The 13,190-nt window shown below is 69.4% G+C and carries 15 protein-coding genes; 11 read left to right on the top strand and 4 right to left on the bottom strand.

The annotated features are described in order from the left end of the window. Positions 1 to 4 precede the first annotated feature (4 nt). From ASE96_RS15620 to moaA, 3 genes are all read right to left on the bottom strand, one after another. Positions 5 to 286, bottom strand: coding sequence for a hypothetical protein (locus ASE96_RS15620; RefSeq protein WP_056432440.1), 282 nt, complete (start codon positions 284 to 286; stop codon positions 5 to 7). A gap of 120 nt (positions 287 to 406) precedes the next feature. After that, positions 407 to 673, bottom strand: a complete 267-nt coding sequence (locus ASE96_RS15615; protein WP_056432439.1) for a MoaD/ThiS family protein — start codon at positions 671 to 673, stop codon at positions 407 to 409. A 7-nt stretch (positions 674 to 680) separates the two neighbouring features. After that, entirely contained in the window at positions 681 to 1,817 is a 1,137-nt protein-coding gene (gene moaA, locus ASE96_RS15610; RefSeq protein ID WP_200913075.1) for a GTP 3',8-cyclase MoaA, read from the bottom strand. 128 nt (positions 1,818 to 1,945) lie between these two features. On the opposite strand from moaA, the gene ASE96_RS15605 reads away from it, so the two are divergent. From ASE96_RS15605 to ASE96_RS15575, 7 genes are all read left to right on the top strand, one after another. Then, positions 1,946 to 3,679: a molybdopterin-dependent oxidoreductase gene (locus tag ASE96_RS15605; protein WP_442853904.1), complete on the top strand. Its 1,734-nt coding sequence runs from the start codon at positions 1,946 to 1,948 to the stop codon at positions 3,677 to 3,679. A 104-nt stretch (positions 3,680 to 3,783) separates the two neighbouring features. After that, positions 3,784 to 5,007: a molybdopterin molybdotransferase MoeA gene (locus ASE96_RS15600; protein WP_056432834.1), complete on the top strand. Its 1,224-nt coding sequence runs from the start codon at positions 3,784 to 3,786 to the stop codon at positions 5,005 to 5,007. Beyond that, positions 4,995 to 5,498, top strand: coding sequence for a cyclic pyranopterin monophosphate synthase MoaC (gene moaC / locus ASE96_RS15595; protein WP_056432433.1), 504 nt, complete (start codon positions 4,995 to 4,997; stop codon positions 5,496 to 5,498). The genes ASE96_RS15600 and moaC overlap by 13 nt, the downstream gene beginning before the upstream one ends. Beyond that, positions 5,495 to 6,007 (top strand): MogA/MoaB family molybdenum cofactor biosynthesis protein, encoded by a 513-nt coding sequence (locus tag ASE96_RS15590; RefSeq protein WP_056432430.1) that lies wholly within the window; start codon positions 5,495 to 5,497, stop codon positions 6,005 to 6,007. Before moaC ends, ASE96_RS15590 begins: the two co-directional genes overlap by 4 nt. Beyond that, positions 5,997 to 6,512: a molybdenum cofactor biosynthesis protein MoaE gene (locus ASE96_RS15585; protein WP_056432427.1), complete on the top strand. Its 516-nt coding sequence runs from the start codon at positions 5,997 to 5,999 to the stop codon at positions 6,510 to 6,512. Before ASE96_RS15590 ends, ASE96_RS15585 begins: the two co-directional genes overlap by 11 nt. A gap of 105 nt (positions 6,513 to 6,617) precedes the next feature. Further along, positions 6,618 to 7,376 (top strand): 4-hydroxy-tetrahydrodipicolinate reductase, encoded by a 759-nt coding sequence (gene dapB / locus ASE96_RS15580; RefSeq protein ID WP_056432424.1) that lies wholly within the window; start codon positions 6,618 to 6,620, stop codon positions 7,374 to 7,376. A 5-nt stretch (positions 7,377 to 7,381) separates the two neighbouring features. Next, positions 7,382 to 7,864, top strand: a complete 483-nt coding sequence (locus tag ASE96_RS15575; RefSeq protein ID WP_056432421.1) for a hypothetical protein — start codon at positions 7,382 to 7,384, stop codon at positions 7,862 to 7,864. 27 nt (positions 7,865 to 7,891) lie between these two features. Here the strand turns inward: ASE96_RS15575 and ASE96_RS15570 are convergent, their stop codons facing one another. After that, complete coding sequence (locus tag ASE96_RS15570) at positions 7,892 to 9,127, bottom strand: heparan-alpha-glucosaminide N-acetyltransferase domain-containing protein (protein WP_056432418.1); 1,236 nt, start codon at positions 9,125 to 9,127, stop codon at positions 7,892 to 7,894. 116 nt (positions 9,128 to 9,243) lie between these two features. On the opposite strand from ASE96_RS15570, the gene ASE96_RS15565 reads away from it, so the two are divergent. From ASE96_RS15565 to ASE96_RS15550, 4 genes are all read left to right on the top strand, one after another. Next, entirely contained in the window at positions 9,244 to 9,603 is a 360-nt protein-coding gene (locus ASE96_RS15565; protein ID WP_056432831.1) for a hypothetical protein, read from the top strand. Between the two features lie 20 nt (positions 9,604 to 9,623). Then, positions 9,624 to 10,385, top strand: a complete 762-nt coding sequence (locus ASE96_RS15560) for a carbon-nitrogen hydrolase family protein (RefSeq protein WP_056432415.1) — start codon at positions 9,624 to 9,626, stop codon at positions 10,383 to 10,385. Positions 10,386 to 10,502: 117 nt separating this feature from the next. Continuing rightward, positions 10,503 to 11,411 carry a 4-hydroxy-tetrahydrodipicolinate synthase gene (gene dapA, locus ASE96_RS15555; protein WP_056432412.1) on the top strand — a complete coding sequence of 303 codons (909 nt, stop codon included), beginning with the start codon at positions 10,503 to 10,505 and terminating at the stop codon, positions 11,409 to 11,411. A 61-nt stretch (positions 11,412 to 11,472) separates the two neighbouring features. Continuing rightward, positions 11,473 to 13,164 (top strand): ribonuclease J, encoded by a 1,692-nt coding sequence (locus ASE96_RS15550; RefSeq protein ID WP_056432409.1) that lies wholly within the window; start codon positions 11,473 to 11,475, stop codon positions 13,162 to 13,164. Positions 13,165 to 13,190 lie beyond the last annotated feature (26 nt).

Below are 13,190 nucleotides of genomic sequence, written 5' to 3'. Positions count from 1 at the left end.
GGGCTTACGGCGCCGACTCGAGGATCCGGGTCTTCGGGGCACCCAGGAGGGCGGGGGCAACGGTGGAGGAATTCCAGACGTTCGCCTGAAGGTTCGCCAGCAGCGCTTCGGCCTGGTCGCGGCTTTCGAAATCGAGTTCGACCACCACGTAGTTCGGATCGTCCACCGGGCGGCTGACCCGGTGCGCGGTGACCCCCGACGCCACTCGGTTCACCGGATCACTGTCGAATGAGGCTTTCCACATGCCAAAATCCTTGATCTCGTGCTCTATCTGCAAGGTGTACATCGCACTCAGTCCTTCCGGCGCCAGATCTGCAAATTGTGGGGATGCCTCCAAGCTACGCGCGGCAGGCAGCCAGCGGTACCCCAAGATCTGGTGGAGGAGTGTCGGGATCCGGCGCTTCGCCTAGCCGCCGGCGAACGGCGGCAGGACGTCGACGACGTCGTCCGGCTTCAGTGTCGCCGCACGGTTCCGTACCGCCACCTCGTTGAGCAGGAAGCTGCTCCGGGACAGGAGCCGCGCCAGCGGCGGCGTTCCGGCCGGGGGTTCCGGGCGCTCGACGGCGAGGATGGCCTCCAGCAGCGAATCGACCGTGGCGTCCGCGGGCAGGTCGAAGTGCTCCTCGTCGGCGCCGGCGGCAGCGCGCGCGGCAGCGAAGTAACGTACATTCACGGGTGGTTCAGCCTCCGATGGCGCTCATGCTGCGGTCCGGCTGGACGAAGTCCGGGGCGTCCAGTCCGACGTGGTCCATGCCGTGGGCCTTGGGCTTGATCCACATGGCGTCCTGCCAGCGCTCTGCGAGTTGTTCGTCGCTGGCGCCCTCGCGGAGCAGCCCCAGCAGGTCCACTTCCTCGCGGGAGAACAGGCAGCTCATGATCTTGCCCTCGGCCGTGATGCGGGTGCGGCGGCAATCGGAGCAGAACGGCTCGGTCACGGACGCGATGATCCCCACGGTTCCGAGCACCGGCCCGGTGGCTTCGGCCGTGCCGGGAACGCGGGCCCGGACCTCGAAGCGTTCGGCCGGGGCGCCATCGCGGTCCCGCGGATCACTGCTGAGCACGTAGTCGACGGAGAGCAGCTCACGGATCTCCGCGGCGGTGATCATGTTCCGGCGGGTCCAGCCGTGGTCGGCGTCGAGCGGCATCTGCTCGATGAAGCGCAGCTCGTAGCCGCGGTCCAGCGCCCAAGCCAGCAGGGCGGGGGACTCGGCGTCGTTGATGCCGCGCATCAGCACGGCGTTGAGCTTTACGGGGCCCAGGCCGGCGGCCCAGGCGGCATCCACGCCGGCCAGGACCTTGTTCAGGAAGGGGCGGCGGGTCAGTTGGGTGAACGTTTCCTCATGGAGCGAGTCCAGCGAGACGTTGATCCGCGAGAGCCCGGCGGCCTTGAGCCCGGCAGCTTTTTTGTCCAGGCCGACGGCATTCGTGGTCATGGAAATCGGAAGGTCGGGGTGGGCGTGGCGGAGGGCCGAAATGATGTCCATCAGATCGGCCCGCACCAGCGGTTCTCCGCCGGTGAGCCGGAGTTCCCGCACTCCCAGCATGTCGACGCCGATCCGCACGATCCGGACAATCTCCTCCGCCGACATCACGGCCTGCTTGGACAACCACTCCAGGCCCTCGGCAGGCATGCAGTACGTACAGCGCAGATTGCATTTATCCGTCAGGGAAAGCCGCATGTCGGTGGCGCGGCGGCCGTAGCGGTCCACAAGGCCGGCGGGCATCCCGGCCGGGCGCCCGGGCACCTGCGCGCCGGAAGTGCCCGCGCCGGAACCGTCCTCCGCGCGGGGCTGGGGCATACCAAGCTGAACACTCATAGAGTCAGGCTACGCCACCTCGGCGCCGGCATCACTCCTGTTGGGCGCCGTCGTGCTTGTTGGGCCCCGTCGTGCGCCGGTCCCGGCGGGCGGTGCCGCCCGGAGCGGCGCGAATCTATGCTGGGAGCGTGAACACCTCCCAGCACGGGCAGCCGGGCACACTGCCAAACCCCGGCCCGCAAACCCCGGTTCCGCGCCTGACGGACCGGCAAGCGTCTGCCTGGGCGGCCGCGGCCGGAGTCGTGGCCGTCGGTACCGGGCTGGCGCTGGGGGAACTCGCGGCAGGACTCGTGAGTCCCTCGCTCTCCCCGGTGACTGCCGTCGGGGGCGCCGTGATCGATGCGGTCCCGCCAGGCGTCAAGGACTGGGCCATTTCGCTCTTCGGCACGGCGGACAAGATCGCCCTGCTCGGCGGCATGGCGCTCGTGATCGCCGCGCTGGCCGCCGTGGCCGGAATCGCGGAGCTGCGGCGCCGCTTCGCCGGGGTAGCCATCATCGCCGTCTTCGGGGTGGCGGGGCTGGCTGCCGTGCTGGGCCGCAGCGAACTGACCGGGAATGCGGTCCCCGTTCCGCTGCTCGCCGCCGTCGTGAGCATGGTCCTGCTGCGCTGGCTGATCCGCCGGCTGGGGGAGTGGCAGGCCGACGCCGGACTCCCGGCCGAAGGCACAGCACCCGCAGTGGAAGACACAGCACCCGCAGTGGAAGACACAGCACCCGCAGCGGAAGACACAGCGCCGCCGGCCGAAGACACAGCGCCGCCGGCCGAAGGACCTGCCCCCGCGGCGCAGCCTCCCTCCCGCCGCCGCTTCTTCCAGGTGCTCGGCGGAACTGCCGTCGTCGCCGCGGCCGCCGGCGTGCTCGCCGCGACGATCCGGGGAGCCGCCGCCGTCGTGAGTGACCTGCGCAGCAAGCTCGCGCTCCCCGCGCCGGCGTCACCGGCACCGCCCATTCCGGCCGGAGCCGAGGTGGGGCTGGACGGGGTGAGCCCGCTGGTGACGGCCAACCAGGACTTCTACCGGATCGACACCGCCCTGCGCGTCCCGGTGCTGGACCCGGGCCAGTGGACCCTGAAGGTCACCGGGCTCGTGGAGCGCGAGGTCTCGCTGGACTTCGCCACGCTGCTGGCCAAACCCTTGGTCGAGCGGCACGTCACCATCGCCTGCGTCTCCAACGAGGTGGGCGGTGACCTGATTGGCAACGCCCGCTGGCTCGGCTGGCCGGTCCGGGACCTGCTGGCCCTCGCAGGCCCGCAGGACGGCGCGGACATGGTGCTGTCCCGCAGCGCTGACGGCTGGACCGCCGGCACCCCGCTCGAGGTGCTGACGGACAACCGGGACGCGCTCCTGGCCGTCGGGATGAACGGTGAGCCGCTGCCCCTGGAGCACGGCTTTCCGGTCCGGCTCATCGTGCCCGGTCTCTATGGCTACGTGTCGGCGACCAAGTGGGTCACGGAGCTTAAAGTGACGCGCTTCGCGGACGACGTCGGGTACTGGACGCCCCGCGGCTGGAGCGAGAGGGGACCCATCAAGACCTCCTCCCGCATCGACGTGCCCCGCGACGGCCGCTCCGTGCCCGCCGGCACGGTGGCCTTCGGCGGGGTCGCCTGGGCCCAGCACACCGGGATCGGCCGGGTGGAGCTGCGGGTCAACCGTGGCGCGTGGCAGCAGGCCGAGCTGGCCCCGGGGATATCCACGGACACCTGGTACCAGTGGAAGCTGGCCCTGCCGCTGACCCCCGGCCAGTACGAGGTCCAGGTCCGCGCCACGGACCTCACCGGCGCCGCGCAGGTGGAGGACCGCGCGCCGGTGGTGCCCAGCGGGGCCACGGGCTTTCACACGGTTAGAGTTGACGTGAAGTCCTAATGCGCCGGGGCAACACGCCCGGCCAGGCAGCCGGGCAAGGCGCCGGACCAGGGAGCCGGACCGGCAAATTCAGTAACCGGCTCACGACGAGGGGTTACCAACGCATGCACCGCACCCAGACACGGCACATCACCGTGGAAGCGCACCGCGAGTCCGTCCGCCGGCTGCTGGCTCCGCTCCGCACCCCGGACCGGGTTGAACAGCTCCAGCTCCTCGCGGCGCTGGGCAGGGGACTCGCGGCGGACGTCAAGGCTCCGCTGGACCTGCCCCCGTTCGCGAATTCGCAGATGGACGGCTACGCCATCCGCAGTGCCGACGTGCCCGACGACGGTGCCGAACTGCGCGTCGTCGCGCCCGTCCCTGCCGGTGCCACACCCCCCGAACTGGCCCCCGGGACCGCCGCCCCGATCATGACCGGCGCCATGATGCCGCCCGGGGCGGACGCCGTCGTCCCGATCGAACAGGCACTGCCGGCGGTCTTCCCCGCGCCCGGCGTGCCGGCCACGGTCCGGCTGCCCGCCGTCCCGGCACGGAACTTCGTCCGCGACGCGGGCAGCGACATCCGCAGCGGGGAACTGGCACTCGCCGCCGGAACCTTCCTCGGACCCGGCCAGCTGGGACTCCTGGCCGCCATGGGATTCACCGAGGTCCCCGTCTACCGGGCGATGCGGATCCTCCTCGTCACCACCGGCGACGAGGTCGTGGAACCGGGCAGCCCGCTGGGCCCCGGCAAGATCTACGACTCCAACGCCACCCTGCTCGAAGCATCCATGCGCCAGGCCGGCCTCAACGTCACCCGGACCGGGATCTCCACGGACCGCCCCGAGGAGCTCGCGGCCCTGCTGCGCAGGCATGCGGCCGACGTGGAGCTGATCGTCACCACCGGCGGAGTCAGCAAGGGCGCCTACGAGGTGGTGCGGCAGGCGATGGAGGGCCACGACGTCGACTTCCTCGGCGTCGCGATGCAGCCCGGCGGTCCGCAGGGGATCGGGACCTTCGGCGGCGTCCCGGTCCTCGGATTCCCGGGCAACCCGGTGAGCTGTCTCGTTTCCTTCGAGATGTTCCTCCGGCCCGCCTTGGCCGACCTCTTCGGCTCGCCCGCGCCGCGTCCCGTGGTGAGGGCCCGGCTGGCCCAGGCGCTGGCGTCCCCGCCGGGCAAGCACCAGGTGCGGCGCGGGACCGCCCTCCCCGACGGCACCGTCCGGCTGGAAGGCGGCGCAGGATCACACCTCGTCAGTGCCCTGGCCCGGTCCAACGCGCTGATCCAGATCCCGGAAGGAATTTCCGCGCTCGCCGAGGGCGCCGAGGTGGAAGTATGGATGCTGTGAATGAAGATAACCCGGCAACGGGAACCCCACGCCTGACCCACCTCCGGCAGGACGGCACGGCCCAGATGGTGGACGTGTCCAACAAGGCGGAGAGCACCCGCGAGGCCACGGCCACCGCCACCGTCCGCAGCACCGCAGAGGTCCTGGCCCTCCTCGGCGCGGGGGAGTTGCCCAAGGGCGATGCCCTCTCGGTCGCCAGAGTCGCGGGCATTATGGCCGCGAAGAAAACCCCGGAGCTGATCCCGCTGTGCCACCCGCTGCCGATCGCCAAGGTCACCGTCGACTTCGAGCTCGACACCACCACGGTCACCGTCTTCGCCACCGTCAAGACCCGCGGCATCACCGGCGTCGAGATGGAAGCGCTGACCGCGGCCTCCGTGGCCGCCCTCAGCGTGTACGACATGATCAAGGCCGTGGACAAACACGCGGTGCTGACCGACATCAAGGTGCTGGCCAAAAGCGGCGGCAAGAGCGGGGACTGGACAATATGAGCATGCCCGAACCACACCGGCACGGCGAAGCCACCGGGCGGAAGGCCGGCGTCGTGATCGCCTCCACCCGGGCCGCGGCCGGGATCTATGAGGACCTCACCGGCCCCGTCATCATCGACTGGCTCACCGAACACGGCTTTGAGCCCTACCCGGCGCTCGTGGTCCCCGACGGCGAGGCGGTGGGCGCAGCCCTGCGCGCGCTCCTGACCCAGGCGCCGGCCGTGATCATCACCAGCGGCGGCACCGGCCTCAGCCCCACCGACGCCACCCCGGAACAGACGTTGCCCCTGCTGGACCGCGAAATTCCGGGCATCATGGAGGGCATCCGCGGCGCCGGGACCGCCAAAACCCCCCTGGCGATGCTCAGCCGGGGCCACGCGGGGGCGGCCGGCCAGACTTTCATCGTCAATCTCCCCGGATCCCCCAAGGGCGTTATGGACGGCCTCAGCGTGCTGGATCCCATCCTCGGACACCTGTGCGACCAGCTGGAAGGCAGCCATGGCCACTGAATCAACCTTTGAACCGGACTTTGTCGTGGTGAACGCGGTACTGAGCGCCGAGCCCATCTCCGTGGACCAGGCCATCGCCGCCGTCGAATCCGACACCGCGGGCGCGGTGGTCAGCTTCAGCGGCGTGGTCCGGAACCACGACGGCGGCAAACCTGTCCGGCGGCTCAGCTACAGCGCGCACCCGACAGCGCACCAGGTGATGGCCGACGTCGTCGCGCAACTCGTCGCCGAACAGGCCGCCGGCGGTGTCACCGGCAGCGAATCCGGAGAACCCGGCGGGACCGGCAGCGGCACGGCACAGCCGGTGCGGATCTGGGCGGCCCACCGGATCGGGATGCTGGAGATCGGCGACCCCGCCCTGGTCTGCGCCGTATCCGCCGCGCACCGCGGCCAGGCCTTCGCGGTCTGCTCGGAACTGGTGGACCGGATCAAGGCGCAGGTTCCCATCTGGAAAGAACAGTTCTTCACCGACGGCACGGTCGAGTGGGTCGGTGCGGGGGAATAGTCCTCTCGCATCAAGGCGTCAGCGCCGCGGTGCGGGCCTGTTAGGGCCTGTCATGCGCGGCCGCCGGTTCAAGGCGGCACCCGCCCCGGCGGTAGGGTTGATGGCATGACCGAACAACTCGCAGTCGCCGTGCTGGGCGCGAACGGGCGCATGGGCGCCGAGGCGGTGCAGGCCGTCGAGGCCGCCGCGGACCTGAAGCTTGTCGCCGCGCTGGGCCGGAACGATTCCCTGGACACGCTCGTCGACGCCGGCGCCCGGATCGTGGTGGACCTGACGGTCCCCGAAAGCACCGAAGCGAACGTCCGCTTCGCCGTCGAACACGGCATGCATGCCGTTGTGGGGACCACCGGCTGGGACGCGGAGAGGCTGCGCCGGCTCGAGGAACTCCTCGCCGGCCATCCCGGCGCGGGAGTCCTGATCGCGCCGAACTTCGCCCTGGGTTCGGTCCTCGCCTCCGCTTTCGCGGCCAAGGCCGCGCGCTACTTCGAATCGGTCGAAATCGTCGAACTGCACCACCCGGACAAGGTGGACGCCCCGTCCGGAACGGCTGTGCGGACCGCGCAGCTGATCTCCGCCGAGCGCGCGGCCGCCGGCCTCCCCGCCAGCCCCGACGCCACCACCAGCGAGCGCCCTGGCGCGCGCGGCTGCGACGTCGACGGCGTCCGCGTCCACAGCGTCCGGCTGCGCGGACTCGTAGCCCACCAGGAAGTCCTGCTGGGCGGGCCGGGGGAGCAGCTGACCTTCCGGCACGACTCCTTCGACCGCGCCTCCTTTATGCCCGGCGTGCTGCTGGGTGTGCGCAGCGTTGCGGCGAACCCGGGCCTCACTGTCGGGCTGGACGGCTACCTGGACCTGGGGGTCTGAGCGCCTTGGCCAATGTCCTGACCGCGTTCAAAGCCAACCGCACCAAGATCTGGGTCGGCGCCGTCACGCTCCTTCTGGTTTTCTACCTCGTGGTGTCTTTCCAGCGCGCGGTGCTCCTGATGACGGACCCCAATCCCGTGGCGAAGGCCATCGGTATGGCGTATCTGCTCCTCCCGGTGATCGGGGCCTGGGCCCTTGTCCGCGAGCTGCTTTTCGGCGCCCGGACGGAACGACTGGCGAAAATCCTCGAAGCCGAGGGCGGGCTGCCGGAAGACACGCTGCCGCGCACGCCTGCGGGGCGGATCGTCCGCGAGGCTGCCGACCTCGAATTCGAGAAGTACCGTGCCGAAACGGAAGCCGCGCCGGAGGACTGGCGCTCCTGGTTCCGGCTCAGCTGCGCCTACGACGCCGCGGGCGACCGCAAGCGGGCGCGCGCCGCGATGCGCGACGCCGTCCGGCTGTACCGCACGGGATCCCGCCAGGCCTGAGCCGTTTCCGGGGCGACTCCGGGGCAGTTACCGGACGCGGGCCGGCTGGAAGCGGCCCAGCTGGTTGGCCGCATGCGCCACCCACTCCAGCGGACCCCGCCATGACAGGGCCGCGAAGATGCCGCCCAAGACCAGGATCGACACGGCCTGTCCCCAGTAGACGCCCTCAACTGTCCATCCGGACGGCAACGGCCGGCCGTAGAGCGAGGCCATCACGCACAGGTGCGCCGTGTAGAAGCTCAAGGTCATGGCACCGGCACCGCGCAGCGGGAGCAGCACGTCCAGCCCGGGCCGCTGCACCAGCCGGCCCACCAGAAGAAAGACTCCGACGACGGCGGCCGCCACCCCCGAGGTGTGCAGCAGGTCCAGCGTGGTTCCCGAGTGCGGGGCGCTGGAGGCGAGCCACCAGGCCGAACCGGTCTGGTCTACGCCGGCCAGATTGACCTGCAGGAGGCTCTCCAGCGGGTACGAGGGATCCAGCAGTGTGGCCTGCAGCGCCGCCCGGCCGCCCCAGTCCTCCATCATCACGACGCTAAGCCACTTGGCAAGGACCGCCACCGCGGATCCCACCGCCAGCAGCAGGACCGGGACCGATGCCGACGTGAGGGCGAGCCGGCCGATCGCCAGGCCGATCAGCAGATACGTAATCCACTGCAGGACGGGATAATAGCCGGTCAGGAAGAGGTCCCCGAGCAGGACGGCCGGCGTGGACAGGTCCTCCCGCAGGGGGTTGTGACCCAGCTGCAGGGGCGGCTCGGCGGTGAGGAGCCAAGGCCGCAGCAGGAAGGCGACAGCCGGGCTGACCAGCACCCAGCCGGCGGCCAGCACCAGAAGGTGTTTGACGTCCAGCCCGAGGAACGGCAGCACGCACAGGAACAGCACGGCGTAGTGGACCAGGATGATGGCGATGTTCACCTCGAGCCCGCCAAGGGAGAGCCCGACGGCGCCGATCACCAGGGCCCGGAGCGCGACGCCCCGGCGGGCCGCCCACAGGGCGGGGCCGTGGAGCGGTTGCTGCTTGCCGGTTGACAGGGCCAGCCCGACTCCCGCGAGGACGGCGAACAGGGCGGAGGCGCGACCGGAAAACACGAGTCCCGTCCACGTGGGGGTGAGGTGGGCGTTGGACTCGAAAGTCGGGAAGACGTGCGTGGCCATCATGCCCAGGAGGGCCAGGCCGCGGGCGGCGTCGATGCCGGACAACCGCGTTCCAGCGAGCTTGCCTGCTGCGGGCCGTGAAGTGGAGGCTGTTCCGCGCGACGTCATCGTCCGATCGTCTCATGAGACGCGCCGGCGGGCTGCGGTCAGGAACAGATCCGGCGGTGTTCACAGGAGCTGCACAGGTCCTTGTGTTCGAATATATGTTCGAATACTATGTCGTCATGAACAACCCACCAGAACCCGCACAGCCCTTGGATGCACGGCGGCCGGACGAAACCCCCGGTGTGCTCAAGGCGATGAGTCCCGGCGTCGTGGACTTCCTCTTCCGGCAACTCGTCGCCGGCGAGCCGGCGGAGGACGTCCAGTGGCGCGAAGAGGGGACGGTCCTGTCGGCGCAGGCGCCGGGCGCCGAACTTGCCCGCCGGCTGGCCGAGACCGAACTCGATGCGCTCACTCCCGGCGAACTGTTCCACTACGTGCGGGCTGCCCAGCGGCTCGCGGCGTGGGCCGAGGGCCTGCGGGAGCATGCCGTGAGCCGCTACTGTGCCGCACCTTCCGGCGGCGCCGCGCCGGCCACGTAGGCCGCGTCTAGGATGGCAGGGTGACTACCGCACTGACGCTTTCCGCCATTCAGTACACGGCTCTCGAGGGCGGCATTCCCGCCAACGTCCTGGAGCACATCCGCCTCATCGAAGACGCGGACGGCCACGGCGCCCGGCTGGTGGTGTTCCCTGAGCTCTCCCTGACCGGCTACGGGCTGGAAGCGCTGGCGGACCCGGAGCGGTGGGTGAGTGCGGCGGACCCCCGGCTCGACGGCCTGCGCGAAATCTGCCGGCGGACCGGGATCACCGTGGTCGTCGGGGCCCCGTTCCGCGAAGCTGACGGCACGCCCCGCCTGGCCTCGCTCGCCCTGCACCCGACCGGAGAACTGCAGGCCTGCTTCAAAGTCTGGCTCCATGGCGCGGAGCGGCACGCCTTCCGGCCCGGGGACCGCACGATCATCCTGGGCGTCGACGGCTGGAAGATTGCCCTGGCCATCTGCCGGGACGCCTCCCGCCCGGAACATGCCGGCGAGGGTGCGGCGGCAGGCGCCGACATCTATGCCGTCTCGGCCCTCTACACCGCCGGTGAGGACCATAGGCTGGCCCTGCACCTCGGCGCGCGCGCCATGGACAACCGGATGTACGGAGTGCTGGCCAACCTCGGCGGCACCACTGAACTCGGGCCCTCGGCCGGCGGGAGCGGATTTTGGGGACCTGACGGGCGCGTGATCCGGCAGGCCGCCGGGACGGGGACCGAGGTGCTGACCGCGACCCTGCAGCACGACGTCCTTGGCCGATACGCCGACGAACGCCAGGCATGAGTCGCCCGGGCCCGCACTCCGCCGGCCGGCCTCCGGCTGAGGATCCGGTCCGGGATTGATCTTCATCACGTCGCCGTCATTGTCCGATCACGCCGGGGACAGGGTAACGTTTTTCATATGGCTGACTCTCGCACTCGCTCTTTCACGTTCGGATCCCTCGTGACCGCCATGGTCACGCCTTTCACGTCCGACGGTGAGGTCGATTACCAGCAGAACGCGGAGCTGGCCACCAAGCTCGTCGACGACGGCCATGACGCCCTCGTGATTTCCGGCACTACCGGGGAAACCTCCACGCTGGAAGACGATGAGAAGGAAAAGCTCTTCCGCGTCGTCGTGGAGGCAGTGGGGGACCGCGCCAAGGTGATCGCCGGAACGGGCACCAACCACACCTCGCACTCGATCGAGATGGCCAAGCGTGCCGCCAAAGCCGGGGCCCACGGCCAGTTGATCGTCACCCCGTACTACAACAAGCCCAGCCAGGCCGGGATCCAGGCCCACATCGAAGCCGTCGCCGACGCCGCCGATCTTCCCGTGATGGTCTATGACATCCCCGGCCGCGCCTGCGTCCCGATCCTGCCCGAAACCATGATCCGGCTCGCGGAGCACCGGAACATTGTGGCGCTCAAGGACGCGAAGGCCGACTTCGCCGCCGTGACCCGGGTGCTCGCCAACACTGACCTCGATGTCTATTCCGGCGACGACGGGCTGACCCTGCCGTGGATGGCAGCCGGCGCCGCCGGACTCGTGAGCGTCTCCGCGCACGTCGCGACGCGGCAGTTCCGCGCCATGATCGACGCCGCACTTGCGGGCGACTTCGCCGCCGCCCGCACCATACATTTCGAACTGGACCCCGTGGTCCGTGCAGTGATGACCCATATCCAGGGTGCTGTTGCTGCGAAGCAAGTTCTTAAGTGGCAGGGAGTCCTGCCCAACTCGGTTGTCCGTTTGCCCCTCGTGGAGCCGGACGAAGCTGAGATCGAAACCATCCGCGAGGACTTGGCGGAAGCCGGAATGGTCTTTTCCTGATCAGGGGTTTGATCCTGATGAGTAAAGGCCAGGCCGGCAACCGCCTGGAAAGTAGTGCATTATGACCCAAACCGCCCTTCCCGGCCTTGTCACGCCGCCGAAACTGCTCAAGGACACCCTGCGGATCGTTCCGCTCGGCGGCCTCGGGGAGATCGGCCGGAACATGACCGTCTTCGAAATCGACGGCAAGCTGCTCATTGTCGACTGCGGCGTCCTCTTCCCGGAAGAGACCCAGCCCGGCGTCGACCTCATCCTGCCCGATTTCTCCTACATCGAGAACCGCATGGATGACATCGTCGCCGTCGTCCTGACCCACGGCCATGAGGACCACATCGGTGCCGTTCCGTACCTGTTGCGCCTGCGCGCCGACATTCCCCTGGTGGGCTCCCGGCTGACGCTGGCCCTCATCGAGGCGAAGCTGCAGGAACACCGGATCAAGCCGGTCACCCAGACCGTCACCGAGGGGCAGGTGCAGAAGTTCGGTCCGTTCGAGTGCGAATTCGTGGCCGTCAACCACTCCATCCCCGACGCCCTCGCCGTCTTCCTCCGCACCTCCGGCGGCACGGTTCTGCACACCGGCGACTTCAAGATGGACCAGTTGCCGCTGGACGGCCGGATCACCGACCTCCGCCACTTCTCCAAGCTCGGTGAAGAAGGCGTCGACCTGTTCATGTCGGACTCCACGAATGCCGACGTGCCGGGCTTCACCACCGCCGAGAAAGAGATCGGGCCCACCCTGGACCGGCTCTTCGGCCAGGCCTCCAAGCGCCTGATCGTCGCGTCCTTCTCCTCGCACGTGCACCGTGTCCAGCAGGTCCTCGACGCCGCCGCCAACCACAACCGCAAGGTGGCCTTCGTTGGCCGCTCGATGGTCCGCAACATGGCCATCGCGGAAAAGCTCGGCTACCTTGACGTGCCTCCGGGCATCCTCGTCGACATCAAGAACATCGACAACCTGCCGGACAACCGCGTGGTCCTGATGTCCACCGGTTCCCAGGGGGAGCCGATGGCGGCCCTGTCCCGCATGGCCAACGGCGACCACCGCGTCGTCGTCGGCCCGGGCGACACCGTCATCCTCGCCTCCAGCCTGATCCCGGGCAACGAGAACGCCGTCTTCCGCATCATCAACGGCCTGCTCAAACTCGGCGCCGACGTCATCCACAAGGGCAACGCCAAGGTGCACGTCTCCGGCCACGCCGCCGCCGGCGAGCTGCTGTACTGCTACAACATCCTGGAGCCGCTCAACGCGATGCCGGTGCACGGGGAAACCCGCCACCTGATCGCCAACGGCAAGATCGCCCTGGACTCCGGCGTCCCCGAGGAAAGCATCCTGCTCGCGGACAACGGCACCGTCATCGACCTTCGGGACCACCAGGCCGACATCGTCGGCCAGGTGGAAGTCGGCTTTGTCTACGTCGACGGCTCCAGCGTCGGCGAAGTCACGGAAGCGGACCTGAAGGACCGCCAGACGCTCGGCGACGAAGGCTTCATCTCCATCATCACCGTGATCCACCGCGCCACCGGCAAGGTGGTTTCCGGCCCCGAGATCCACGCGCGCGGCGTGGCGGAGGACGACTCCGTCTTCGACGAGATCATCCCCAAGATCAACGCAGCCCTGGAAGAAGCCGTGCTCAACCGCACGGACCACACCACACACCAGCTGCAGCAGGTTGTCCGCCGCGTGGTGGGCACCTGGGTCAACCGCAAGCTCCGCCGCAAGCCCATGATCATCCCGGTGGTCCTGGAGGCGTAAGTCCCCGGTCCCACGCGCTGGAGGCC

The sequence above is a fragment of the Arthrobacter sp. Leaf69 genome (assembly GCF_001422645.1).
Lineage (GTDB): Bacteria > Actinomycetota > Actinomycetes > Actinomycetales > Micrococcaceae > Arthrobacter.
The sequence above is the reverse complement of the archived record's forward strand: the minus strand, read 5'-3'. Positions and strand labels throughout refer to the sequence as shown.

Coding starts and splice junctions, on each gene's coding strand:
- ASE96_RS15620 (WP_056432440.1), bottom strand. CDS start 286: ATGTACACCTTGCAGATAGAGCACGAGATCAAGGATTTTGGCATGTGG.
- moaA (WP_200913075.1), bottom strand. CDS start 1,817: ATGAGTGTTCAGCTTGGTATGCCCCAGCCCCGCGCGGAGGACGGTTCC.
- ASE96_RS15600 (WP_056432834.1), top strand. CDS start 3,784: ATGCACCGCACCCAGACACGGCACATCACCGTGGAAGCGCACCGCGAG.
- moaC (WP_056432433.1), top strand. CDS start 4,995: ATGGATGCTGTGAATGAAGATAACCCGGCAACGGGAACCCCACGCCTG.
- ASE96_RS15590 (WP_056432430.1), top strand. CDS start 5,495: ATGAGCATGCCCGAACCACACCGGCACGGCGAAGCCACCGGGCGGAAG.
- ASE96_RS15585 (WP_056432427.1), top strand. CDS start 5,997: ATGGCCACTGAATCAACCTTTGAACCGGACTTTGTCGTGGTGAACGCG.
- dapB (WP_056432424.1), top strand. CDS start 6,618: ATGACCGAACAACTCGCAGTCGCCGTGCTGGGCGCGAACGGGCGCATG.
- ASE96_RS15570 (WP_056432418.1), bottom strand. CDS start 9,127: ATGACGTCGCGCGGAACAGCCTCCACTTCACGGCCCGCAGCAGGCAAG.
- ASE96_RS15565 (WP_056432831.1), top strand. CDS start 9,244: ATGAACAACCCACCAGAACCCGCACAGCCCTTGGATGCACGGCGGCCG.
- dapA (WP_056432412.1), top strand. CDS start 10,503: ATGGCTGACTCTCGCACTCGCTCTTTCACGTTCGGATCCCTCGTGACC.
- ASE96_RS15550 (WP_056432409.1), top strand. CDS start 11,473: ATGACCCAAACCGCCCTTCCCGGCCTTGTCACGCCGCCGAAACTGCTC.